Origin of the sequence: Streptomyces sp. NPDC096136 (assembly GCF_044763325.1) — a bacterium.
Taxonomy (GTDB): Bacteria; Actinomycetota; Actinomycetes; order Streptomycetales; family Streptomycetaceae; genus Streptomyces.
Genome location: NZ_JBIWFZ010000010.1, coordinates 247138 through 269363, shown reverse-complemented (window position 1 = coordinate 269363; position 22226 = coordinate 247138). Strand labels below are relative to the sequence as shown.

The 22226-nt window shown below is 74.7% G+C and carries 21 protein-coding genes; 11 read left to right on the top strand and 10 right to left on the bottom strand.

Annotation, left to right across the window (positions count from 1 at the left end; all coding sequences use genetic code 11):
* Positions 1–148 precede the first annotated feature (148 nt).
* Entirely contained in the window at positions 149–589 is a 441-nt protein-coding gene (locus ACIRBY_RS22515) for an NUDIX hydrolase (RefSeq protein ID WP_403902875.1), read from the top strand.
* A gap of 7 nt (positions 590–596) precedes the next feature.
* On the opposite strand, the gene ACIRBY_RS22510 is transcribed toward ACIRBY_RS22515, so the two are convergent.
* From ACIRBY_RS22510 to ACIRBY_RS22500, 3 genes are all read right to left on the bottom strand, one after another.
* Positions 597–1166 carry a DUF6434 domain-containing protein gene (locus ACIRBY_RS22510; protein WP_403902872.1) on the bottom strand — a complete coding sequence of 190 codons (570 nt, stop codon included), beginning with the start codon at positions 1164–1166 and terminating at the stop codon, positions 597–599.
* Positions 1167–1175: 9 nt separating this feature from the next.
* A complete protein-coding gene (locus ACIRBY_RS22505; protein ID WP_403902869.1) occupies positions 1176–1823 on the bottom strand; it encodes a hypothetical protein in 648 nt (215 codons plus the stop codon).
* Positions 1824–1954: 131 nt separating this feature from the next.
* Entirely contained in the window at positions 1955–2797 is an 843-nt protein-coding gene (locus ACIRBY_RS22500) for a trypsin-like serine peptidase (RefSeq protein WP_403902867.1), read from the bottom strand.
* A 198-nt stretch (positions 2798–2995) separates the two neighbouring features.
* Between ACIRBY_RS22500 and ACIRBY_RS22495 the strand changes: the two genes are divergently transcribed.
* Positions 2996–4087: an alpha/beta fold hydrolase gene (locus ACIRBY_RS22495; RefSeq protein WP_403902864.1), complete on the top strand. Its 1092-nt coding sequence runs from the start codon at positions 2996–2998 to the stop codon at positions 4085–4087.
* A 56-nt stretch (positions 4088–4143) separates the two neighbouring features.
* Here the strand turns inward: ACIRBY_RS22495 and ACIRBY_RS22490 are convergent, their stop codons facing one another.
* The gene (locus tag ACIRBY_RS22490) at positions 4144–5364 is read right to left on the bottom strand and encodes an amidohydrolase family protein (protein ID WP_403902861.1); all 1221 of its coding nucleotides are present in this window, start codon (positions 5362–5364) and stop codon (positions 4144–4146) included.
* A gap of 153 nt (positions 5365–5517) precedes the next feature.
* Between ACIRBY_RS22490 and ACIRBY_RS22485 the strand changes: the two genes are divergently transcribed.
* The 3 genes from ACIRBY_RS22485 to ACIRBY_RS22475 all read left to right on the top strand — a co-directional run bounded on the left by ACIRBY_RS22485 (position 5518) and on the right by ACIRBY_RS22475 (position 9940).
* Positions 5518–8487: a BTAD domain-containing putative transcriptional regulator gene (locus tag ACIRBY_RS22485; protein ID WP_403902858.1), complete on the top strand. Its 2970-nt coding sequence runs from the start codon at positions 5518–5520 to the stop codon at positions 8485–8487.
* A gap of 191 nt (positions 8488–8678) precedes the next feature.
* Positions 8679–8885 (top strand): hypothetical protein, encoded by a 207-nt coding sequence (locus ACIRBY_RS22480; protein WP_042809668.1) that lies wholly within the window; start codon positions 8679–8681, stop codon positions 8883–8885.
* A 326-nt stretch (positions 8886–9211) separates the two neighbouring features.
* On the top strand, positions 9212–9940 hold the full coding sequence (locus tag ACIRBY_RS22475; RefSeq protein WP_403902855.1) for a methyltransferase domain-containing protein: 729 nt from the start codon (positions 9212–9214) through the stop codon (positions 9938–9940).
* Here the strand turns inward: ACIRBY_RS22475 and ACIRBY_RS22470 are convergent.
* Both ACIRBY_RS22470 and ACIRBY_RS22465 read right to left on the bottom strand, forming a co-directional pair.
* Positions 9937–12180: a HEAT repeat domain-containing protein gene (locus tag ACIRBY_RS22470; RefSeq protein ID WP_403902852.1), complete on the bottom strand. Its 2244-nt coding sequence runs from the start codon at positions 12178–12180 to the stop codon at positions 9937–9939. The two genes, ACIRBY_RS22475 and ACIRBY_RS22470, sit on opposite strands and share 4 nt — an antisense overlap.
* A gap of 42 nt (positions 12181–12222) precedes the next feature.
* Positions 12223–14184: a LamG-like jellyroll fold domain-containing protein gene (locus ACIRBY_RS22465; RefSeq protein ID WP_403902849.1), complete on the bottom strand. Its 1962-nt coding sequence runs from the start codon at positions 14182–14184 to the stop codon at positions 12223–12225.
* Positions 14185–14304: 120 nt separating this feature from the next.
* On the opposite strand from ACIRBY_RS22465, the gene ACIRBY_RS22460 reads away from it, so the two are divergent.
* Positions 14305–15039, top strand: coding sequence for a hypothetical protein (locus ACIRBY_RS22460; RefSeq protein WP_403902846.1), 735 nt, complete (start codon positions 14305–14307; stop codon positions 15037–15039).
* A gap of 6 nt (positions 15040–15045) precedes the next feature.
* Here ACIRBY_RS22460 and ACIRBY_RS22455 read toward each other — a convergent pair whose 3' ends face one another.
* Positions 15046–16785 (bottom strand): FadD3 family acyl-CoA ligase, encoded by a 1740-nt coding sequence (locus ACIRBY_RS22455; protein ID WP_403902843.1) that lies wholly within the window; start codon positions 16783–16785, stop codon positions 15046–15048.
* A gap of 98 nt (positions 16786–16883) precedes the next feature.
* On the opposite strand from ACIRBY_RS22455, the gene ACIRBY_RS22450 reads away from it, so the two are divergent.
* Genes ACIRBY_RS22450 through ACIRBY_RS22440 form a run of 3 tightly spaced genes read left to right on the top strand, consistent with a single transcriptional unit; the run spans position 16884 to position 19292 of the window.
* Positions 16884–18035, top strand: coding sequence for a lipid-transfer protein (locus ACIRBY_RS22450; RefSeq protein ID WP_403902840.1), 1152 nt, complete (start codon positions 16884–16886; stop codon positions 18033–18035).
* Between the two features lie 25 nt (positions 18036–18060).
* Complete coding sequence (locus tag ACIRBY_RS22445; protein ID WP_403902837.1) at positions 18061–18519, top strand: Zn-ribbon domain-containing OB-fold protein; 459 nt, start codon at positions 18061–18063, stop codon at positions 18517–18519.
* A complete protein-coding gene (locus ACIRBY_RS22440; protein WP_403902834.1) occupies positions 18516–19292 on the top strand; it encodes an enoyl-CoA hydratase/isomerase family protein in 777 nt (258 codons plus the stop codon). The genes ACIRBY_RS22445 and ACIRBY_RS22440 overlap by 4 nt, the downstream gene beginning before the upstream one ends.
* Here ACIRBY_RS22440 and ACIRBY_RS22435 read toward each other — a convergent pair whose 3' ends face one another.
* Complete coding sequence (locus ACIRBY_RS22435) at positions 19293–19832, bottom strand: hypothetical protein (protein WP_403902831.1); 540 nt, start codon at positions 19830–19832, stop codon at positions 19293–19295. It abuts the gene before it with no gap.
* Positions 19833–19982: 150 nt separating this feature from the next.
* Here ACIRBY_RS22435 and ACIRBY_RS22430 point away from each other — a divergent pair, with 150 nt between their 5' ends.
* Both ACIRBY_RS22430 and ACIRBY_RS22425 read left to right on the top strand, forming a co-directional pair.
* The gene (locus tag ACIRBY_RS22430; RefSeq protein ID WP_403902828.1) at positions 19983–20429 is read left to right on the top strand and encodes an SRPBCC family protein; all 447 of its coding nucleotides are present in this window, start codon (positions 19983–19985) and stop codon (positions 20427–20429) included.
* Between the two features lie 75 nt (positions 20430–20504).
* Positions 20505–21014, top strand: coding sequence for a hypothetical protein (locus ACIRBY_RS22425; RefSeq protein WP_403902825.1), 510 nt, complete (start codon positions 20505–20507; stop codon positions 21012–21014).
* Positions 21015–21020: 6 nt separating this feature from the next.
* On the opposite strand, the gene ACIRBY_RS22420 is transcribed toward ACIRBY_RS22425, so the two are convergent.
* Positions 21021–21485, bottom strand: coding sequence for a hypothetical protein (locus ACIRBY_RS22420; protein WP_403902822.1), 465 nt, complete (start codon positions 21483–21485; stop codon positions 21021–21023).
* Positions 21486–21630: 145 nt separating this feature from the next.
* Complete coding sequence (locus tag ACIRBY_RS22415) at positions 21631–22128, bottom strand: peptidylprolyl isomerase (RefSeq protein ID WP_403902819.1); 498 nt, start codon at positions 22126–22128, stop codon at positions 21631–21633.
* Between the last annotated feature and the right edge of the window lie 98 nt (positions 22129–22226).

The window sequence follows — 22226 nt, the reverse complement described above, 5'->3', positions numbered from 1 at the left end:
CCGGAAGGACAGTGGACTGGCGGAAAGCCCCCGGCCCTCCACGCACCCCGGCCCGGGGGTGCACCGCCCCACCCCCGGCCGAAGCCCCCGCCCCACATCCCCTCCCCACCCCCTCCCGCCCGCCCCGGCCCCGCCGTACGCTGCGTTGATGAGAACTCCGCGTCAGGCAGCGCGCATTGTCGTCCTCTCCCCCGGCGGATCGGTGTTCCTCTTCCGGGAGAACAACGTCGAAGTCGGCATCCACTGGTTGCCCCCGGGCGGCGGGATGGATCCCGGCGAGACCCCCGAGGAGTGCGTGCGGCGGGAGCTGCGCGAGGAGACGGGGTGGACGGACCTGGAGCCGCAGCGGCTGCTGTGCACCTGGGAGCACGACTTCACCCACGAGGGCGTCCCCGTCCGGCAGCACGAGCACATCTACGTCACCACGGGCCCCCGCCGGGAGCCCGTCCTCGAAGACCCCGGCATCCACTGGCAGTGGGTCTCCCCGGAGCGGCTGGCCACCCTCGGCGAGCCGCTCTGGCCCCCGCGGCTGCCGGACCTCCTCGCCGACGCCTCGGCCGCGCCGGTCCACCTGGGCCTGGTGGGATGACGGGGGGCTAGCGCGGCGCCGAGCGGTGGGCGCGCCAGGCGGCCAGGGCCTCGTCCCTGGTGCCGGCGGGGTGGTCGGCGTGCCAGGCGCGGAGGAAGCGGTTGAACTCGAACTGTGCGCCGATCTCCTGGGGTCCGGCGGCGGCCGCCCGGGTGGCGTGCCAGTGGGCGACCGCTTCGGCCAGCGTGTGGCCCGCGTGCTCCGCGACGTACGCGCGCATGTACCCGTCGAAGTGGAACGCCGGGCCGATCTCCCGCCGGAAGAACTCCCGCAGCACCTGGCTGCACCGCTGCCCCTCGGGGATGACCGTCGTGCCGTCCACCGGGGCGGACAGCCGGCGGGCCGCCGCGGGACGGCGGGCCGGGGCCGCGGGGAGCGGCCTGCCGTCGAGCGCGGCCCGCAGCCGCTCCGTGAGCGCAGCCTTTCCGCCGCCGCGCGGTACGTCGAGCCGCCGGGCGAGTGCGTTCAGCTCGGCCAGCGTCCAGTACCAGCGGGCGAGTTCGTCACCGGTGAGGGCGGGCGTGAGGGGCGGGCGCGCCTCCGAGGGGTCGGCGGACGGCCCGGTATTCGAATTCATGTTCCCATGCTAGGCCCCGGGTGGGACCGCACCCGGGGCGCTGAGGCGGTAGCCGCCCGCCGTCAGTCCCGCGTCGGGCTTCGGGGTCGAGCAGGGCGGCATGTCCTGGTCGCCGGCCGGGGCGAGGATGCCGACGCGCGCCGCGTCGCCGCCGCCGGGGCCGGGGACGTGGAAGCCGAGGGCCATGCGGGCGGGCAGGGGTTTGCGGTGGAGGTAGTCCTGCCACACCGGTCCGGCGTCGACGAGCCGGCCCGTCACGGACACCTCGGTGCCGTCCACGCGCAGGCAGTCGACGCGGAAGTCGCCCCAGTTGAAGTGGGCGGGCTCCCCGTCCTTGGGGGGCGAGTAGTGCTGGATGCGGAAGCCGCCCCAGGAGCGGACCGCCGTGGAGGGGCCGGACGGCGCTCCGGCCGCCGGCCGCGTGAACAGCCCGTGGGCGTCGACGGATATCCGGACGTCGTCGCGGGGGTCTCCGTAGGCCATGCGGCCCCACCCGCTGATGCCGCCCACGGCGGGAACCACCCCGGCCGTACCCGCGGCGGCGGCCGGAGGGGCGGTCGGGGGCGAGCCCGCCGCCGAGGCCGGGAGGCAGGCCGTGGCGGCGAGGGCGGCGGCGAGGGCGAGGGGAACGGCGAGGCGCAGGGTCGTCCGGTGCACGGCGGTGGTCTCCTCCGGGAGCAGTGGTCGGGTCGTTCCCGATCCTGCTCGCGGGGCCCCTGCCGGGCGTCGGGCGCGGGAGTGAGCCGTCCTCCCCCGTGCGGGGGAGGGCATGTGCGCCGGGGGGAGGGTCAGCGCTTGGGGGCGGTGGCCTTGGCATAGAGCTGGGCGGCGTAGTCGCCGAGGACGGTGCTGGTGGAGACGTCGTCCGTGTCACCGCCCGTCAGGATGCCGATGATCTTGCCGTCGCGGCCGAGCCAGGCGCTGCCGCTGGTTCCGCCGGGGAAGTCGGAGCAGTCGAAGCGCTGCTCGCGCTCACTGGTGCGGACGGCGACGGCCGTGCAGGTGCGGGGGACCTTTCGGTCGGCGGGGTAGCCCGTCACCGTGACCTCCTCGCCCGCGCGGCCGGTGGTGTCGAGGGGGGCGCCTCCGGTGAGGTCCTCGATGTTGCGACCCTTGCCGTCGGGGGCGACGCGGGCGAAGGCGAGGTCGTAGTCGTCGTCCGTGTCGTCGGCCCAGCGCTTGTCCTCGTAGACCTGCTCTATCTTCCAGACCCCGTACGGAGCGACACCGTTCGCGTACGCGGGTGCGAACACCGCACCGCCGTCGCGGGTCTGCTCGCCTTCCAGGAGGCAGTGGCCGGCGGTGATGAGCAGGTTCTTGCCGGGGCTGCGGACGACCGTCGCGGTGCAGAAGTGGTCGCCGTCCAGGCCGCCGGTGAACAGGGCGCCGGTGAAGGTGGCGGCACCGCCCGGCTTGGGCGTGACGGGCGCCGACTGGGGCTTGCCCAACTGGGGTTTGGATGCTTGCGAACGCGAAGGGCCACTCGGCGATCCGGAGGGTGCGGCCGACTTCGCGTGCACGGGGGCGGCCCCTTCGGGGGGAGGCGCCAGCTCGGCGACCGCCGCCGAGGCGCCCAGCGCCGCCACGGCGCACAGCACCGCCGTCACCACGGACCGCTTGTCCACCGCCATGATCCCTCCCGCTTTGCCCTGGCGAAGCATGCCCCGGCGACGGGCCGGGGTGCAAGGTCCGGACCTCGCGTGGCGCTGGGATGGCGGGATTCCGGCCTTGGCGTGCGGTCCCGGCCGCTGACACCAACCCCCTTTACAAACACGGGTCTTGCCGTAATCTCCTCCTCGTCAGCAAAACAGCGTCTGGGGGAAACAGTAATGCTCGGGATCATCGCCGCCACCGCCGCCGCCACGCTCGCCGCTCCGGTCGCGGGCCTGCTCGCCCACCGCGCCGTGCGCCGGTCCGCGCACGCCCGCCTGATGCGCATCGACACGCCCAACGGCATCGGCGAGCAGGGTTTCGTCCGCATCGGCGGGATCGACCAGTGGATCTCCGTGCGCGGCGAGGACCGGGCCAACCCCGTGCTGCTGGAGCTCCACGGCGGACCGGGCGCGGCCAACTCCCCGTACGGGGCCCGGACCCGGGCCTGGGAGGAGCACTTCACCCTGGTCCGCTGGGACATGCGCGGGGCCGGGCTGACCTTCGCCCACGGCGGCCCCGCCGGCCAGGGCGGGGAGCCGACCTTCGAACGGCTCTACGCGGACGCGCTGGAGGTCGTCCACCACGTCCGGGAGCGGCTCGGCGTGGACCGGGTGGCCCTGCTGCCCAGCTCCTTCGGCACGGTGTTCGGGCTCCGGCTGGCCCGCAGCCACCCCGAGCTCTTCTCGGCGTACGTCGGCACCGACCAGAACGTCCTGGAGGCGGGCCGGGACACCTCCGCCTACGACGCCACCCTGGAGCGGCTCCGGGCCGCCCGGAAGGCGAAGGACGTGGCGACGGTCGAGGCGATGGGCTCCGACCCGAACCGCTGGACCTCGGCGCAGCGGACGGCGTACGACAAGCTGTGCGCCGGCAGCGACCCGCTCACGCTGGACACCGTGAAGAAGGTCGTCCTGGGCTCGATGTGGCTGTCGCCGCTGTACTCCCTCGGCCGGATCGCCGCCTACTTCAAGGGGCAGGGCTTCTCGGCGCCGGTCACGGTCGGGACGCACGCCTTCGACGACTGGGCCGACGGGACCCGGTTCGAGGTGCCGTTCTTCGTCTTCCAGGGCGAGCTGGACGTGATCACCCCGGCGGCGCGCGCCCAGGCGTACTTCGACGCGGTGGATGCTCCGGTGAAGGCCTTCGCGCTGATCGAGGACGCGAGCCATTTCGCGGCGCTGCGCCGCCCGGACCGCTTCCTGGAGCTGCTGCTGACGCACGTCCGCCCGGTGGTGGCGGGCGAGCGGGCGTCATCGGCCGCCGGCTGACGGCTGATAGCGCTCGACAGGGGGTGGGACCCGGGGCCCCACCCCCTACCCCCGTCTCAGGCTCCCGGCCACAGCCCTTCCGGGGTGAGCCCCAGCAGGTCGATGGCGTTGCCGCGCACGATGCGTTCCACCACCTCCGCGTCCAGGTGCCCCATCTGGGCCTGGCCCACCTCGCGCGACTTGGGCCAGGTGGAGTCCGAGTGCGGGTAGTCCGTCTCGTAGAGGACGTTGCCGACGCCGATGGAGTCCAGGTTCCGCAGGCCGAAGGCGTCGTCGAAGAAGCAGCCGAAGACGTGCTCCGCGAAGAGCTCGGACGGCGGGCGGTGGACCTTGTCGGCGACGCCGCCCCAGCCGCGGTTCTCCTCCCAGACCACGTTCGCGCGCTCCAGGATGTAGGGGATCCAGCCGATCTGGCCCTCGGCGTACATGATCCGCAGGTTCGGGAAGCGTTCGAACTTGCCGCTCATCAGCCAGTCGACCATCGAGAAGCAGCAGTTGGCGAAGGTGATGGTGGAGCCGACGGCCGGCGGCGCGTCGGCCGAGGTGGACGGCATGCGCGACGAGGAGCCGATGTGCATGGCGATGACCGTGCCGGTCTCGTCGCACGCCCGGAGGAAGGGGTCCCAGTCGTCCGTGTGGATCGACGGGAGCCCCAGGTGCGGCGGTATCTCGGAGAAGGCGACGGCGCGCACGCCCCGCGCGGCGTTGCGGCGCACCTCCTCGGCGGCGAGGCGGGCGTCCCACAGGGGGACGAGCGTCAGCGGGATGAGGCGGCCCCCGGCGAGGGGTCCGCACCACTCCTCCACCATCCAGTCGTTGTACGCGCGCACGCCGAGGAGGCCGAGTTCGCGGTCCTTGGCCTCGGTGAAGGTCTGGCCGCAGAAGCGCGGGAAGGTGGGGAAGCAGAGGGCGGACTGGACGTGGTTGACGTCCATGTCGGCGAGGCGCTCGGGAACCGAGAAGGAGCCGGGGCGCATCTGCTCGTAGGTGATGACTTCCAGTTTGATCTCGTCGCGGTCGTACCCGACGGCGGTGTCGAGGCGGGTGAGCGGCCGGTGCAGGTCCTCGTACACCCACCAGTCGCCGATGGGGCCGTCGTCGCCCTTCGCGCCCATGACGGGGGCGAACTTCCCGCCGAGGAAGGTCATTTCCTTGAGGGGGGCGCGGACGATCCGGGGGCCGGTGTCGCGGAACTTCGACGGGAGCCGGTCCCGCCAGACGTGAGGAGGTTCAACCGTGTGGTCGTCCACCGAGATGATCTTCGGGAAGGTCTCCATGGCTCTTAAGGTAGCGTCGATCTGACGAACCGTCAGCTGTTTGGGCGCCGGGCCTTCGCCGGCCGGGAGCGGATGGCTCCGCCGCGGGCTGACGCGTACGTGCAACACAGGGCAGACTGACCCTTGAACCGACGGAAGGCAGGGGGAGGACAGATGGACGGCGGACCGGCCATCCCGCACCAGCCGAGCGTCTCCGACGGTCCCGGAGCACCCGGAGCACCCGTCCCCGGAGACAACCGCTTCGCCGTGCTCGGACCCATCCGGGCCTGGCGCGGCGGCGAGACCCTGCCCTCCGGCAGCCCGCAGCAGCGCGCCCTGCTCGCCGCGCTGCTCCTGCGCGACGGCCGCACCGCCACCGCGCCCGAACTGATCGACGCCATCTGGGGCGAGGACCCCCCGCAGCAGGCCCTCGCCACCATCCGCACGTACGCCTCCCGGCTGCGCAAGGTCCTCGACCCCGAGCTGCTCGTCAGCGACGCCGGCGGCTACGCCATCCGGCTGCGCCACCAGGAGGCCCTCGACCTCGGCATCGCCCGCAGCCTCGCCGCCGACGCCGACCGGGCCCGCACCGCCGGGGACCGCGCCCTCGCCCGGACGCTGCTGGCCCGCGCCCTGGACCTGTGGGACGGCGAACCCCTCGCCGGGGTCCCCGGCCCGCACGCCGAGACCGAGCGCACCCGGCTCACCGAATGGCGCTTCCAGCTGCTGGAGACCCGCCTCGACCTGGACCTGGAGGTCGGCCACCACGCCGAGGCCGTCTCCGAGCTCACCGCCCTGACCGCCGCCCACCCGCTGCGCGAGCGGCTGCGCGAGCTGCTGATGCTCGCCCTCTACCGCAGCGGCCGCCAGGCCGAGGCCCTCGCCGTGTACGCGGACACCCGCCGCCTCCTCGCCGAGGAACTCGGCGTGGACCCGCGCCCCGAGCTCTCCGCCCTCCAGCAGCGCATCCTGAACGCGGACGCGGAACTGGCCCGCGCCGAGGACCCGGCCCCCACCGCCTCCGCCGTACCCGTACGGCCCGCCCAGCTGCCCGCCACCGTCCCGGACTTCACCGGCCGGGCCCCCTTCGTCAGCGAGCTCGGGGAGATCCTCTCGGGCTCCGACGGACAGGTCATGGCCGTCTCCGCCCTGGCCGGCATCGGCGGCGTCGGCAAGACCACCCTCGCCGTGCACGTCGCGCACGCCGCCCGCCCGCACTTCCCCGACGGCCAGCTCTACGTCGACCTCCAGGGAACCGAGCCCCGCCCCGTCCTGCCCGAGGCCGTCCTCGGCTCCTTCCTGCGCGCCCTCGGCACCCCCGACACCGCCATCCCCGACTCCCCCGCCGACCGGGCCGCCCTCTACCGCTCCACCCTCGACGGCCGCCGCGTCCTGGTCCTCCTCGACAACGCCCGCGACGCCGCCCAGGTCCGCCCGCTGCTGCCGGGCACCGCGGGCTGCGCCGCCCTGGTCACCAGCCGGGTCCGGATGTCGGGCCTCGCCGGCGCCCATCTCGTCGACCTCGACGTGATGAGCCCCGAGGAGGCCCTGCAGCTGTTCACCCGCATCGTCGGCGGCGAACGCGTCGGCGCCGAACGCCAGGCCGCCCTCGACGTCGTCGGCGCCTGCGGGTTCCTGCCGCTCGCGATCCGCATCGCCGCCTCCCGGCTCGCCTCCCGCCGCACCTGGACCGTCTCCGTCCTCGCCGCCAAGCTCGCCGACGAACGCCGCCGCCTGGACGAGCTCCAGTCCGGCGACCTGGCCGTCAAGGCCACCTTCGAGCTCGGCTACGGCCAGCTGGAGCCCGCCCAGCAGCGCGCCTTCCGCCTGCTGGGCCTCGCCGACGGCCCCGACATCTCGCTGGCCGCGGCGGCCGCCGTCCTCGACCTGCCCGAGCACGACACCGAGGACCTCATGGAGGCCTTAGTCGACTGCTCCCTCCTGGAATCCGCAGCACCCGGCCGCTACCGCTTCCACGACCTCGTACGCCTCTACGCGCGTGCGTGCGCCGAACGCGACGAGCAGCCCGCCGGCGGGCGCGAGGCCGCCCTCGACCGGCTCCTCGACTTCTACCTCGCCACCGCCTCCCGCGTGTACGCCCTGGAGCGGCCCGGCGACCGCCTCCCCGCCCACCTCTCCGGGACCCGCCACCCCGGACTCGTCCTCACCGAGCCCCGCGCCGCCCTGGACTGGCTGTTCGCCGAGGCCGACCCGCTGCTGGCCTGCGTACGGCAGTCCGCCGGGCGGCCGGACGCCCTGCGCCGGGCCGTGGACCTGCTGTGGGCCGCCAAGGACCTCGCCGAGTCCGGCGCCAACTCCAAGCAGTACGAGTCCGCGGCGGAGACCCTGTGCGAGGCCGCGCGCGCCGCCGGCGACCCGCGCGCGGAGGGCCGGGCGCGGACCACCCTCACCATGGTCCACCTCTTCGCGGGCCGGTTCGCCGAGGGCGACGACCAGGCCCGCCAGGCCATGGACCTGGCCCGGCTGGCCGGAGACCCGCTGCCCAGCTGCTGGGCGCCCAACGACCGCGGGATCATCGCCCTCTACCAGGGGCGGCACGCCGACGGCGAGCGCTTCCTGCTGGAGGCCATCGAGAACTTCCGGGCCGACGCCAACTTCATCGGCGAGGCCAGCGCCCTGTGCAACCTCTCCCGGATCCACGTCGTGCTCGGCCGGCTGTCCAGCGCCATCGACCTCGCCCAGCAGGGCATCGCCATATACGACCGGATGGGCCTCACCCTGCGCCTGGCCAACGGCCGCTACGCGCTGGGCATCGCGCTCACCCAGGCCGGCCGGCTCACGGAGGCGCTGGAGCAGCTCGGCGAGGCCCTGTCGCTGTTCCACGACAACCGGCAGCCGCTGTGGGAGGGCGTGACGCACTTCCGGCTCGCCGAGGCCCATCTGGCCGCCCTGCGGCCCACCCTGGCCGCCAAGCACGCCGAACAGGCCATCGCGCTGCGCGGGATCGGCGGGGAGTGGCGCCGGGCGACGGTGCTGACGGTGCTCGGCAAGGCGCTGCGGCGGCTGGGCCAGCCGGACCGGGCGCGGGCGTGCTGGCGGGACGCGGAGACGGTGTTCCGCCAGCTGGGGTCGGCGGAACTGGCCGAAGTGCAGGCGCTGCTGGCGTCGGAGCTGGCCGCCTGACCTGCGATGACCGCCGATGGACGAACACGTTCATCGTTCGTTTATCGCCGCGCGGCAGGATGAGTGCATCGACCCGGGGCGTCGGGGGGCACTCGGGCCGGCTGGTTGAACAACCCGTTCGGCGGTCCACGGGGGAATCGCCGAACGGGCCCGACCACCATCAGGCGCCACACACGATCAGGAGAGAGTCGATGGCGACGAACGAGAACATCCTGCCGCTCGACGGCGACATCAGACCGCTCGACAACCACGCTTCGGGCGCCGACATCAACCCGCTGGGAGACCCGGCGGCCGAACCGCCGGTCGTGGTCAAGCCCGGCGACAAGCCGCAGGACAACCACGCCTCGGACGTCGACATCGTGTCGATGGACAACCACGCGTCCGGTCCGCGCCCGTAAGGGCACGGACCGGCGTACGGGGGAAACGTACGGGGGGCCTTGAGCGGTCGTACGGGGGACGTACGGAGGGACCGCCCGAGGACGTACGGGAAAGACAGCGGGGGAACCACGGGGGAGCACCACGGGGGATGCACCACCGGTAGGGAACACGGGGGACCGTACGGGCGAGCCCACGGGGGATTCGGGGGAATCCGGGCGAGCCGGTACGGGAGAACGGCACGGGGGAGCGGCGGCCGCGGTGGCCGGAGGGGGACCACCGCGGCCGCCGCATGTCCGCATGTCCGCGGAGGGGTCCCGTCCGCTCCCCCGGTCACTAGGCTGGGCCCGTGTTCACCTCCCAGGGCCCGAGCCTGCGCGAACTGGCCGTCCAGGCCCTCTCCTCCGTCGAGCGGGGCTACGACCTCCTCGCGCCGAAGTTCGACCGGACGCCCTTCCGCACCCCGGACCGGATGCTCGACGCCGTCGAGGAGGCCCTGGCCCAGGAGGAGGGCTCCTTCGGCTCCGGGCTGGACGTCTGCTGCGGCACCGGCGCCGGGCTGGGCATGCTGCGCCGCCTCTGCCGCGACCGGGTCACCGGGGTCGACGTCAGCGCCGGCATGCTGGCGCAGGCCCGGCGCGCGCACCCCGAGGGCGTGGAGTTCGTCCGGGCCGACGTGCTGGCCCTGCCCGAAGGGCTCTGGAACGCGTACGACCTCGCCGTCAGCTTCGGCGCCTTCGGCCACTTCCTCCCGGCCGAGCGGCCCGCCCTCTTCGGCGCGGTCCACCGCGCGCTGCGCCCCGGCGGGGTGTTCGCCTTCCCGGTCGGCGCCCCGCTCCCCCCGGCCTCGCCCGTGTGGTGGGCGGCGGCCGGGTTCGACGCGGCGATGCGGGTGCGCAACGCGGTGTGGCGGCCCCCGTTCGTCATGTACTACCGCACCTTCCCCTTCGGCCCGGTCCGCGCGGACCTGAGGGCGGCCGGCTTCACCGTGGAGACGGTCCCGCTGGCCCCCTTCGGCCGGCGCGAGGACGGCAGCCCGCACTGGCGGCTGGTGCTGGCGCGCAAGCCGCGCTCCTAACCCGCGAGGCGGTCCCGGAGGGTGCGGCACAGGTGCTGGACCTCTTCGTCGTGGGCGATGCTCCCGAAGCGGCCGGTGCGGCGGGGCAGTGCCAGTTCCTCCTCGATGCGGGGCAGGGCCGGCGCGGCGGCCGGGCCCATCCGGGACAGGCAGGCCAGGACGTGGTTGGAGGTCGCGCCGTTGCCGGCCCAGGCGGCCAGCAGGACCGGCACGAGTGCCCCGGCCCCGGCCTCGCCGCCGATCTCCCACAGGGCGGCCGCCGCGTGGATGCGCGTCCAGTCGTACGAGGCGGTCAGCATCTCCCTCAGGCGCGGCGCCGCCGCCCCGGCGGGCGGGCCGACCAGGGCGAGCACCTCGGCCGCCTCGCGCAGCCGGTAGCCGTCGAGGAGCGCTACCAGCCTCGGGACGGCGTCGGCGGGGTCGCGCGCGAGCGCCCACAGGGCGGCGGTGGCGGCCGCGCGGAGGTCCACGTCCTGCGCGTCGGCCAGCGGGCGGACCACGTCCAGGGCGCAGGCGCCGGCGGTACCGAAGGAGGCGAGGGCCTCCAGGGCGGAGGCGGCGGGTCTCCACTGCTCGTGCCGCACCGCCGCTGCGACGGCCCGCGCGAGCGCGGGGACGGCGGCGGGGTCGCCCAGTTCGGCCAGGGCACCCACCAGGGCGCCCGCGCTCATGTCGGTCCACTCCTTGGCGAAGTCGACGGCGTCCAGGAGGCGGGTCAGCCGGGGTACCAGCTCACCGGCGGCGGCCGGGCCCAGGTCGCCCGCGACCTGCACCGCGCGCCAGGCGTCGGTGCCGCCGTCCAGGGCCGTGAGCAGGCTCGGCAGGGCGCGCGGGTCGCCGAGGCGGGCCAGGGCCATGACGGCTTCCTGGTGGGCGCGGCGCAGCTGCGGCCGCGGGGACGCCCAGACGTCCGGGCCGTGCGCGTCCCGGTGTCCGGCGACGCAGTCGGCCAGGGCTTCGCGGGCGGGTTCGGCGACGGGGCCCAGGGAGCCGAGGCACTCGGCCGCGGCGGCGGTGGTGTAGGGGTCGCGGGGCAGCAGGCACTGCGCGACGAGGGCGACCAGCGCGGTGTGGTCGCCGCGCCAGGAGCCGATCAGGTCCTTGGCCATGGCGATGGCGTCGTAGCGGGTGGCCGGGTCCGGGCTGCCCAGCTGGGCGGTGAGCAGGGCGGTGCGCTCGGCGACGCGGTCGTCGAGGACCGTGTGGAAGGTGCGCAGGAGGGTGGTGGTGGGGGCGTGGACGCGGCCGTGCCGGTCGAGGTCCTCGAAGGCGGCGGCTATCTGCGGGGGGACGTCCTGGGCCGGGGGCCCGTCGGCGGGGGCGGGCTCGGGGGCGGGGGCGTCCTGGGCCGGGGCGTGGTCGGCCGGGACGTCGCCGGCGGGGGCGTCCTCCTCCGGGGCGGGTGCGGCCTGGGCCTCGTCCGTGGTGGCGGCTTCGGGGGCGGGTGCGGCGCAGGCGCAGGTGGTGGGAGCGCAGCCCTGGGTGTCGGGGGTGTCCGGCGGGGGTGCGAGGGGGCCCAGGAGGGTGATCGCCGTCGGTACGGTGTCGGCCGCGATGTCCTGCGGGGCGCACCGGGCGCGGTGGACGAGGGCGCCGAGCCGGATGTCGGGGTCCGCCGCGGGGTCGTCGGCGAGGGCGGCGAGCCAGGCGGTGGCGGCGGGCCGGGCGGCGGGGAGGCGCAGGGCGAGGCTCGCCATGGTGCGGATGACCAGCAGTCGTTCCTCCGTGCCGGGTTCGGCGGGCAGCCGGTCGCGGAGGATCGCCACGGCCCGGTCGGCGTCGTCGAGGAAGAGGCCCACTCCGCAGATCCCCGCGTGCCGTACGCCCGGGTCCGGGTCTGCGGCGTGGCGGACGAAGGCTTCGGCGCGGGCCCGGAGCAGGGCCATGGCGTCGGCGGGGGCCGTGGACTCGGTGCCGTCCGGTGCGAAGCGGATGCAGTCGTCGTCCCGGTCGGCGGCTTCGCGGCCGATGCTGAGCACGAGTGCGGCGACGGCGGCCCGGTCGGGGGTGGCGGGGTCGTCGGCGAGGCCGAGGAGGAACGGCAGGCTGGCGACCGTACTGGGGTAGATGTCGCCCTGGTGGTGGACCGCGCCGTAGAAGCCGCCGAACGCGTCCCGCCGTACGTCGGGGTCGGGGTCGGCCATGCCCTTCAGCCATCCCGGAATGTCACCGCCGGGGCCGTACGCGTGGCCCATCGAGGTCCAGTCGATGCCGTCGATGCCGTCGAGGTCGTTGATCACGCACGCCACTATGGCAAGGGGTACTGACAACCCGGGGGCCGGTCACCGGATGCCGTCGAAGGGGAGGTGGACGCGTTCCTCGTCGGTGACGTCGTGGCCGTCGCGCAGGCGGGCGATGTCGTTGCGGGACAGGGCGCGGCCGTAGATCCGTACGTCGTCCAGGGCGCCCGCGTAGAAGGCCTTGTAGTCGGGCTGGGTGCCGAGGTGGATGGTGAAGGCGCCGGTGGGGCGGAGGTCGCCGGCCGGGCCGGTGGGAGCGGGGGCGGTCGCGGGCGCCCTGCCGTCCACGGAGAGTTCGAGGCGGCCGCCGCTGCGCTGGAGGACGACGTGGTGCCACTTGTCGTCGTCGGTGCGGGTCGGGGAGGTCACGGTGACGGGGCCGGTCCCGGCGTTGACGGTGGCTTCGAGGCGGCCGGTGGCGGGGTCGGCCTCGATGCGGAACTGCTTGGTCGCGGGGCCTTGTCCGTAGGCCCACAGGAGGGGCTGGCGCAGGCCGCTCTTGCGGTCCTGGCCGCGCGTCTTGTACTGGACCCAGGTGGTGACGGCGAAGTCGTCGGCGCCGACGCGCAGTTCGTCGGGGCAGTCGATCAGGCGGAGGAAGTCGTCCTTGCCGTCGAAGCGCATGCTCTTGCCGCCACCGGGGCGGTTGCCGAGGCGGGGGGCGCCGTGGACGACGGCGTCGTTGCGGTGGGGGGTGGTGTCGGTGGTGGTGCGGGGGGTGAGGTCCTCGGCGGCGGCGTGGAGTTCGCGGGGGCCGAAGGCGGTGAACTTGACGTAGCCGTGGGGGGTTCCGTTGGCGGTCTCGTAGACCAGGCCCACGCGTCCGCCGGGGAGGGCGGCCATGTCGGAGTAGCCGGCGCGTTCGCGCAGGACGACGGCGCCGTCCTCGGACCAGGTGCGGCCCTCGTCGCGGGAGGTGCGCACGGCGAGGGTCCAGCGGTCGTTGGACTCGGCGCCGGGGCGGCTGGGCGCGGACAGCAGCAGGGGGCCGCCGGGGAGCTGGAGGACGGATCCGGAGGCGGGCGGGGCGGGGAGGTGGGCGACGGGGACGAAGCCGGGGGCGGGGACCTCGGGGGCGGCGGCGTCGTCGATGATCGCGGACAGCCGGTGGTCGGTGGTGCCGCAGGCGGCGGTGGAGCGGGCGTTGACGTAGATCCGGCCGTCGGGGAGCTGGGTGAGGGCGGGTTCGCTGGGGGCGGGGGTGCCTTCGGGGGCGCCCCAGCGGGCGCCGGGCCGCCAGGTGAGGCCGGCGTCGTCGCTGTAGAGGAGCTGGGCGCCGGATTCGCCGGAGTCGGTGCGGTAGTCGGCGCCGACGACGAGGCGGCCGGGCCGGTCGGGGCGGGTGGGGGTGAGCTGGACGCCGTGGCCGGGGCCGACGGAGATCCAGGACCAGTCGGCGCGCCCCAGCTGCGGCTGCGGGGCGGGGTCGGTGGTCCAGTCGGCGCCGTCGTCGGTGCTGTGGGCCAGGCGCAGTTCGCGGGGGCCGCGGACGCGGTTGCCGTCGGCGTCGGTGGTCCAGGTGCTGTAGGCGTGGAGGAGGGTGATGCGGCCGGAGGCGGAGTCCACGACGGGGGCGGGGTTGCCGTAGGCGCCGGGGTCGCCGGCGCCGCGGATGACCTGCATCGGGCCCCAGGTGCGGCCCTCGTCGGTGGACCGCTTGAGGACCAGGTCGATGTCGCCGACGTCGCCGCAGCCGGAGGTGCGGGCCTCGGCGATGACCAGCAGGGTGCCGGACCTGGTGGTGGTGAGGGTGGGGGTGCGGTAGCAGTCGTAGCCCTCGGTGAAGGCGTTGAAGGGGGCCGAGACGGCGGCGGTCAGGCCGGGCTTGTGTACGGGTTCGGGGCCGTCGGCGTCCGCCTTGCCGCCGGGTGCGTCGGGCCGCAGGACGAAGGCGAGCGCGAGGGCCACGGCGAGGGTCAGCGCGAAGGCTGCGCCCGCGCGGGCCCCGGCCCGCGCCACCACGCTCTCCCGGCGGATTCGTTCGACTGTTTGACGCACGCTCATCGGTGCAGGCTAACGCGGCCGCCCCCGGCGCCGGTCAGGGGTGCGTCGGGGTCGTCTCGGGGTGTCGGTGGGGGTTGTGCCGGATCCCGCGCGGGGGGCGGGGCGGACAGGATCGGGGGCATGACCAACGAAGCTTCTGCGCAAGGGAATTCGGGTACCGCGGCCAGGGCCGGGCGGGTGCGGGCCGGCGGGCGGCCGTGGGGGCGGCGGCGGAGCGCCTTCGTGCGGGAGGCCTTCGTGGCGGGGCCGCTGTGCATGCTGGCGTACGGGGGGATCCGGCTGGCCGACCCGGGCCACGGGCCGGGCCCCGCCTGGACCGTCGGGCACCTGTTCCTGACCGCCGGGGTGCTCCTGTTCGGGGCGGTGTTCCTGGGGCTGCGGCGGCTGGTGGCACCGGCGGGGCGGGCGGGTCGGGTGGGGGCCTGGATGGCGACCGGGCTCGGGCTGGCCGGGGTGGCGGCCGTCGTGGCCCAGGCGGTGATCGACCTGGCCGTCGGCTTCCGGTCCGCCGACCGGGAGGGCATGAACCGGCTGTTCGAGCAGGTCCAGAGCCGGCCCGGGGTGGAGCCGGTGGTGTACTCGGTGGGGCCGATGCTCTTCTACGTGGGCCTGCTGTGGATCGTGACGCAGCTGGCCGTGCGGCGGCGGACCGGGGTGTGGCGTCCGGTGGCGGTGCTGGCGGGCACGGCGGTGATGGGCGTCAGCCTGGACCTGATCCCGCTCGGCGCGCTCCTGTTCTGCGCGGCCCTGGCCCCGCTGGGCCGCGACCTGGCCGCACGCGAGTGCGCCGCCCGCGCCGACCTGGCGCACTCGGGCGGCGCCCCGCACCCGGCCGGGCTGCGGGCGGTCGCGTGAGGGCGGTCAGCGGCGGGCGCGCAGTTCGGTCTTGAGGACCTTGCCGCTCGCGTTGCGGGGCAGGGAGGCGACGAACTCCACCTCGCGCGGGACCTTGTAGTTGGCCATCTCACGGCGGGACCAGGCGATCAGGTCGTCGGCGGTGAGGGTGGAGCCGGGGCGGCGGACGGCGTAGGCCTTTCCGACCTCGCCGAGCCGGGGGTCGGGGATGCCGACGACGGCGACGTCGGCGACGTCGGGGTGCAGGCCGAGGAGTTGCTCGATCTCGGCGGGGTAGGCGTTGAAGCCGCCGACGATGAACATGTCCTTGATCCGGTCGGTGATGCGCAGGTTGCCGTGCGCGTCGAGGACGCCGACGTCGCCGGTGCGCAGCCAGCCCTCGGGGGTGAGGGTGCGGGCGGTCTCCTCGGGGTCCTCGAAGTAGCCGCGCATCACGTGGTGGCCGCGGACCCAGACCTCGCCGGGGGTGCCGGGGTCCTGTGCGGTGCCGTCGGGGCCGGCGATCCGCAGCTCGGTGCCGGGGATGGCGCGGCCGGAGGTGGCGGCGATGACCTCGGCGGGGTCGCCGCGGCGGCACATGGTGACGATGCCGGCGGCCTCGGAGAGGCCGTAGGCGGTGAGGACGGTGGCGATGCGCAGTTCGGTGCGGAGCCGTTCGACGAGCTGGAGGGGGACGACGGCGGCGCCGGTGACGACCAGGCGCAGCGCGGAGAGGTCGTGGTGGTCGCGCTGGGGGTGGTCGAGGAGGGACTGGTGGAGGGTGGGCGGGCCGGGGAGCACGGAGATCCGCTCGGCGGCGATGTTGGCGAGGGCGGTGTCGACGTCGAAGACGGGCTGGGGGACCATCGTGGCCCCGCGCATCAGGCAGGCGATGATCCCGGCCTTGTAGCCGAAGGTGTGGAAGAAGGGGTTCACGATGAGGTAGCGGTCGCCCTCGCGGAGTCCGGCGAGCTCGCTCCAGACGGCGTAGCAGCGCAGGGTCTGGGCGTGGGTGATGACGGCGCCCTTCGGGCTGCCGGTGGTGCCGGAGGTGAAGACGATGTCGGAGGGGGCGTCGGGGGGTATCGCGTCGGCGCGCGTGCGGACGGCGGCGGCCGGGACCCGGTCGCCTCCGGCGAGGAAGTCCTTCCAGGTGCGGAAGTCGGCGGGGGCGTCGTCGGCGAGGACCACGACCTGTTCCAGGTGGGGCAGTCCGGGCAGCGGTCCGCTGCCGGGCCCTTCGGCGGCGGCGCGGCGCAGGGAGGCGACGTAGGAGGTGCCGAGGAAGGTGCCGGTGACGAAGAGCAGGCGGGCGCGGCTGCGCCGCAGGACGTAGGCGGCCTCGGCGCCCTTGAAGCGGGTGTTGAGGGGGACGAGCACCGCGCCGGCGGTGACGGCGCCGAGGGCGGAGACGATCCAGTCGGCGGTGTTGGGCGCCCAGACGGCGACGCGGTCTCCGGGTTCGACGCCGACGGCGAGGCAGGCGGCGGCGGCCCGTTCGACGCGGTCGCCGAGCTGTGCGTAGTCGAGGCGGGTGCGGCCGTCGACGACGGCCTCCCGGCCGGCGTGGCGGCGGGCGGCGTCCCGCACGAGGGCGGCGACGGTCCCCCACCGCAGGTCCCCGCGCGGGTCCCCCACCCGGCCCGTAACCGTGCCCGCGTCCGCCGCGTCCGCGTCCGGCGCGGCCGGGCCCACCGTGTCCGTTCCCGCTGGTCCGAGCCCGAACGCGCCGGTGCCGCCGTGGTCCTCGTGGTCGCCTCGGTCCATCGCCCGCCCCTCCCCCTGGAAACCAGTAGCTGACTATCCGTCAGATTAGCTGTAGCCTTCGCGGCTGTCAGCAGTACCGGCGCACTGCGGAGGTGGCGATGGCGGCAACGCTCAAGGACGCTACGGCAATCGTCGGCATCGGCCAGACCCCCTTTGCCAAGCGACTACCCGCGCCGGAGAAGGAACTGGCCTGCCGGGCGATCCTGGCGGCACTCGCCGACGCCGGCATCGACCCCGGCGAGGTGGACGCCTTCGCCTCCTACACGATGGAGGAGACCGACGAGGTCGAGGTCGCCAAGGCCATCGGCGCCGGCGACGTCACCTTCTTCTCCAAGGTCGGCTACGGCGGCGGCGGCTCCTGCGCCACCGTCGGACACCTCGCCGCCGCCATAGCCACCGGCCAGGCCACCGTCGGCGTCGCCTGGCGCTCCCGCAAGCGCGGTTCCGGCCCGCGGCCCTGGAAGAACACCGCCGTCCAGCTGCCCACCCCCGGCCAGTGGACCCGCCCCTTCGGGCTGCTGCGGCCCGCCGACGAGATCGGCATGCTGGCCCGCCGCTACATGCACGAGTACGGGGCCACCCGCGACCACCTCTTCAACGTCGCGATGGCCTGCCGCAACCGGGCCAACGAGAACCCCGCCGCGATGATGTACGAGCGGCCGCTGACCCGCGAGATGTACATGACCTCCCGCATGATCAGCGACCCGCTCTGCCTCTTCGACAACTGCCTGGAGACCGACGGCGCGCTGGCCTGCGTGATCGTCTCCGCCGAGCGCGCCCGCGACTGCCGCCAGAAGCCGGTCTACGTGCACTCCGCCGCCCAGGGCCTGCCCGCCCAGCACCACGGGATGGTCAACTACTGGAACGACGACCCGCTGTCGGGGCCGGCCTGGACCGCCGCCCGGCACCTGTGGAAGCAGGCCGACTTCGGACCCGCCGACGTGGACGTCGCCCAGATCTACGACGCCTTCACCCCCCTGATCCCGCTCTCCCTGGAGGGCTACGGCTTCTGCGGGCGCGGCGAGGGCGCCGCCTTCACCGAGGGCGGGGCGCTGGAGATCGGCGGCCGACTCCCGATCAACACCGGGGGCGGCGGGCTGAGCGAGGCGTACGTGCACGGCTTCAACCTGATCAACGAGGGCGTCAAGCAGCTGCGCGGCACCTCCACCGCCCAGGTGCCGGACGCCGCGACCTGCCTGGTGACGGCGGGCGAGGGCGTCCCGACGTCCGCGATCCTGCTGCGCGCCTGAGCCCCCTTCCCCGAGGAGCCGCACGATGACCACCGCCCCCGGCGCCGACGAACTCCAGCTCCTGCTCCCCGTCCCCGACGAGGACGGCGCCCCCTTCTGGGAGTACGCCGCGCGCGGCGAGCTCCGCGTCCAGGCCTGCGCCTCCTGCGGCAGGCTCCGCTTCCCGCCCCGGCCCTGCTGCCCGCACTGCCGGTCCTTCGACTCGCAGTGGCGCCTGATGAGCGGGCGGGGCCGGATCTGGTCCTACGTCCTGCCGCACCCCCCGCTGCTGCCGGCGTACGCGGCGCAGGCGCCGTACAACGTGGTCCTGGTGGAGCTCGCCGACGCCCCGCACATCCGGCTGGCCGGGAACCTGGTCGCCTCCGCCGGCGCCCGGCTCGACTCGGTGGACCCGTCCCGGCTGCGGATCGGCGCGCGGGTGCAGGTGGTGTTCGCCGAGACGGGCGGGACGGCCGTGCCGCGCTGGATCCTGGAGCGGCCGTGACCCTGCGGGTGGAGCGGGAGGAGGACAGCGGGGTCGCGGTCGTCACCCTGGACCGGGAGGCCCGGCACAACGCGGTCGATCTGGACACGGCGGCCGAACTGGCCGCGCTGTGGCGGGAGCTGCGCTTCGACGAGGAGGTGCGGGCGGTGGTGGTGACGGGCGCGGGCACGGCCGCGTTCTGCACCGGCATCGACCGCTCGGCGCAGGTGCCGCAGCCGGCCTCCCCGTACTCGGTGGACGACCCGCTGGTCGCCATCGGGCCGAAGGCGAACGACCTGTGGAAGCCGGTGGTCGCCGCCGTCAACGGCATGGCCTGCGGCGGGGCCTTCTACCTGCTGGGCGAGTCGGAGTTCGTCGTGTCGGCGACGACCGCCACCTACTTCGACCCGCACACCTCCTACGGGATGGTCAGCGCCTACGAGGCCGTGTACATGGCCCAGCGGATGCCCTTCGGGGAGGTCGCCCGGATGTCCCTGATGGGGACGGCGGAGCGGCTGTCGGCGCGGCGGGCGTACGAGATCGGCCTGGTGTCGGAGCTGGCCGAGCCCGGGGAACTGCTCGCGGCGGCGGTGCGGTCGGCGCGGACCCTGGCCTCGTTCCCGACCGAGGGGGTCCAGGGCACCGTACGGGCGCTGTGGTCGGCGAAGCAGGCCGCCCTGCAGCAGGCCCTCGCCCAGGCCCCGGCGCTGATCGCGCTGGGCAACCTGCCGCCCGGCCGCCAGGCGGAGCTGTTCGCGGGCCGCCGGCCGGGCACGGAGTTCCGGCTGCGCTGATCAGGGGGTGGGGGCGGGCGTCCCGGAGGGGCTCGGGGACGCGGTCCCGGTCGCGGTGGTGACGGCCCCGATCCGGCAGTCCTTGACGTCCCCCGCCCGGGCCGTGGCGCGCAAGGGGACCACCGCGGTACGGGTCCGGCGCGGCTCCAGGGTCACGAGGGCGGAGGCCGTCTCGATCAGGGTTCCGCCGACGCCCTCGCGGCGGAGGGTCACGGAGAAGGTGGCCGTGCGGTCGAGCCGCGAGGTGACCTCGACGGTGCTGGAGGGGCGGGAGGCGTCCGCGTCGACGCAGGACACCACGACGGCGGTGGCGGGCCCGGTGCTCGCGGTGGGCGAGGCGGAAGCGGCCGGGCCCGCGTCGGTGTGGATGCCGCTGCCGCGGCCCTTCTTCTTGCTCTTGCTCCTGGAGCCGGAGCAGCCGCCCCCGCCGCCGTCGCCCTTGCCGGTGCCCCCACCGCTCGTGGAGAAGCCGGTGAGCGAGAGCACCGCCGCCACCAGCACCGCGCCGAATCTGATCCGCCGTACCCGCCCAGCCAGCATGGCCCGAGTCCCTCCCCCTGAGACAAACGGCGGTCACGCTACCAGGAACCGGCCGATCCGTGGTTGCATCCCAGCACCGAACCCGGCGGCAGCCGCACACCCCCCGCGTCCCTTCGGTGAGCACCACGTCACCACGAGGAACACGGGCACATGCGACGCAACATCACCACCGAGATCACCATCGACGCGACCCCCGAGGAGGTCTGGGAGGTCCTGACCGACCTGCCCCGCTACTGCGTCTGGAACCCCTTCATCCGACAGGCCGACGGGGAGGTCGCCCCCGGCGAGCGCCTCCGGCTGACGATGTACGCCGAGTCGGGCAAGCCGACCACCTTCCACCCGACGGTACGGGTCTGCGTGCCCGCGGCCGAGCTCCGCTGGACGGGGCACTTCCTCGTCCGCGGGCTCTTCGACGGCGAGCACTTCGTCCGGCTGGCCGAGGGCCCGGGGCGCACCACCCGGGTGGAGCACGGCGAGCGCTTCCGGGGGCTGCTCGTCCCCTTCCTCGGCAGGCTGCTGGAGGGGACGGCCCGCAGCTTCACCGCGATGAACGAGGCCCTGCGCGCCCGCGTCGAATCGACCCGCTCCACCTCCTGACGCCACGGCCGGCGTGCGGGCCCGGGGGTGCCGGGCTAGCGTCGGGATCATGATCCCCACCCCGGAGGGCCGGGCATGATCCGCAACGCAATCGGCTCGCTCCTGGGCCTGGCCGGGGCGGCCGCCGCCGTGTGGAGCCCCTTCCGCGCCTGGTACGACGGCCGGCCCGGCCGCCACTACCGCGTCGAGGAGCTGTTCTCCGGCTCCGGCGTCACCACCGACCCGCCCGCGCTGCTGGGCTCGCTGCTCCTGCCGATGCTCTGCGCCGCGCTCCTCGCGCTCTGCGCGGTCCTGCGGCGGTCGCGGGCGCTCATGGGGCTGGCGGGCCTGGTGGTGCTGGGCGCGGCGGTGCTGTGGATGGTCCGCCAGGGCCAGGCGGCCGGGGGCCTCGCGCTCGGCGTCGACGGGGAGGGCCTGGGCGAGGGCCTCGCCTGCGCCGTCGGGGCGGGCGCGCTGCTGCTCCTGGCGGCCGTGGTCATGCGCGGCCGGCGCCGCCGGCCGCGCGGCCGCGACCTGGACCTCGAACCGCTGCCGCCCCGGCCGACCCCCGAACCCGAGCCGTGGGGGCCGGGCGGCCGGTACTAGGGGCTGTCAGACGATCCTGCCGACCTGGCAGCGCTGGACGTCGTTCACCTTCCCGGGGCTGGCCATGGGGACGGTGACCGTCTGGGTCTCGCGCGGCTTCAGCGTGACGCGGACGGAGGTCCGGTCGACGGTGCCCGCGTTGCCCTCGAAGGTGAGCGGCACCTCGACGGTGCGCTGGGTGTCCAGGTCCGACGTGACCTGGAGGACGGCCCTCGTGCGGCCGGGCGCGGCGCAGGAGACGACCGTGGCGTGCGCGGGCGCGTCGCTCTTCTTGCTCTTGCCGCTGCCGGTGCTGCCGCCGGTGCTGCTGCTGTTGTTGCTGTCGCTGGTGCTGCTGTGGCTGCTCTTGCCGGACGAGCAGCCGTGGCCGCCGCTGCCGCCGCCGTGCCTGCCGTGGGCGGAGAAGCCGGTGAGCGAGAGCACGACGCCCACGAGTACTGCCGTGAACCTGATATGACGACCGGCCACCATGGCCCGATTCCTTCCCCCGAGGACAACGGCCGGTCACGCTACCAGGAGCCACCGACAGCGCGGCCGCCGCGCGCGGCGGCCCGAACGGCGGCGGCCCCGCTCCCCGGGTAGGGGGGCGGGGCCGGCCGGTGTCCGTGGAGACGGATCAGGCGGCGTCGACGACGCCGGAGGCCGCGATCTCGACCTTGCCCTTCGGGGCACCGGACTGGGAGCCCAGGGCCTCGATCTGGTCGACCAGGGCCTGGCCCTCGACGACCTCGCCGAAGACGACGTGCTTGCCGTCGAGCCACGAGGTCACGACGGTGGTGATGAAGAACTGCGAGCCGTTGGTGTTGCGGCCGGCGTTCGCCATCGACAGGAGGTACGGGCGGTCGTGCTTCAGGTCGAAGTTCTCGTCCGCGAACTTCTCGCCGTAGATGCTCTTGCCGCCGGTGCCGTTGTGGTTGGTGAAGTCACCGCCCTGCAGCATGAACTGCGGGATGATGCGGTGGAAGCCGGAGCCGGCGTAGCCGAAGCCGTTCTGGCCGGTGGCCAGCTCGCGGAAGTTGCGCGCGGTCTGCGGGACGACGTCGTCGAAGAGGTTGAAGACGATGCGGCCGGCCGGGGCGCCGTTGATGTTGATGTCGAAGAATACGTTGCTCATGGGTCCCATCCTGTCACTCCCGGTGCGGAACGCGACCCGGCGGGGCCCTGGAGCACGTCGACACACCGCCCGTATGGGGCGTTCCGGGCATGCCTGAG

Coding starts and splice junctions, on each gene's coding strand:
- ACIRBY_RS22515 (WP_403902875.1), top strand. CDS start 149: ATGAGAACTCCGCGTCAGGCAGCGCGCATTGTCGTCCTCTCCCCCGGC.
- ACIRBY_RS22510 (WP_403902872.1), bottom strand. CDS start 1,166: ATGAATTCGAATACCGGGCCGTCCGCCGACCCCTCGGAGGCGCGCCCG.
- ACIRBY_RS22500 (WP_403902867.1), bottom strand. CDS start 2,797: ATGGCGGTGGACAAGCGGTCCGTGGTGACGGCGGTGCTGTGCGCCGTG.
- ACIRBY_RS22495 (WP_403902864.1), top strand. CDS start 2,996: ATGCTCGGGATCATCGCCGCCACCGCCGCCGCCACGCTCGCCGCTCCG.
- ACIRBY_RS22490 (WP_403902861.1), bottom strand. CDS start 5,364: ATGGAGACCTTCCCGAAGATCATCTCGGTGGACGACCACACGGTTGAA.
- ACIRBY_RS22485 (WP_403902858.1), top strand. CDS start 5,518: ATGGACGGCGGACCGGCCATCCCGCACCAGCCGAGCGTCTCCGACGGT.
- ACIRBY_RS22480 (WP_042809668.1), top strand. CDS start 8,679: ATGGCGACGAACGAGAACATCCTGCCGCTCGACGGCGACATCAGACCG.
- ACIRBY_RS22465 (WP_403902849.1), bottom strand. CDS start 14,184: ATGAGCGTGCGTCAAACAGTCGAACGAATCCGCCGGGAGAGCGTGGTG.
- ACIRBY_RS22460 (WP_403902846.1), top strand. CDS start 14,305: ATGACCAACGAAGCTTCTGCGCAAGGGAATTCGGGTACCGCGGCCAGG.
- ACIRBY_RS22455 (WP_403902843.1), bottom strand. CDS start 16,785: ATGGACCGAGGCGACCACGAGGACCACGGCGGCACCGGCGCGTTCGGG.
- ACIRBY_RS22450 (WP_403902840.1), top strand. CDS start 16,884: ATGGCGGCAACGCTCAAGGACGCTACGGCAATCGTCGGCATCGGCCAG.
- ACIRBY_RS22445 (WP_403902837.1), top strand. CDS start 18,061: ATGACCACCGCCCCCGGCGCCGACGAACTCCAGCTCCTGCTCCCCGTC.
- ACIRBY_RS22435 (WP_403902831.1), bottom strand. CDS start 19,832: ATGCTGGCTGGGCGGGTACGGCGGATCAGATTCGGCGCGGTGCTGGTG.
- ACIRBY_RS22430 (WP_403902828.1), top strand. CDS start 19,983: ATGCGACGCAACATCACCACCGAGATCACCATCGACGCGACCCCCGAG.
- ACIRBY_RS22425 (WP_403902825.1), top strand. CDS start 20,505: ATGATCCGCAACGCAATCGGCTCGCTCCTGGGCCTGGCCGGGGCGGCC.
- ACIRBY_RS22420 (WP_403902822.1), bottom strand. CDS start 21,485: ATGGTGGCCGGTCGTCATATCAGGTTCACGGCAGTACTCGTGGGCGTC.
- ACIRBY_RS22415 (WP_403902819.1), bottom strand. CDS start 22,128: ATGAGCAACGTATTCTTCGACATCAACATCAACGGCGCCCCGGCCGGC.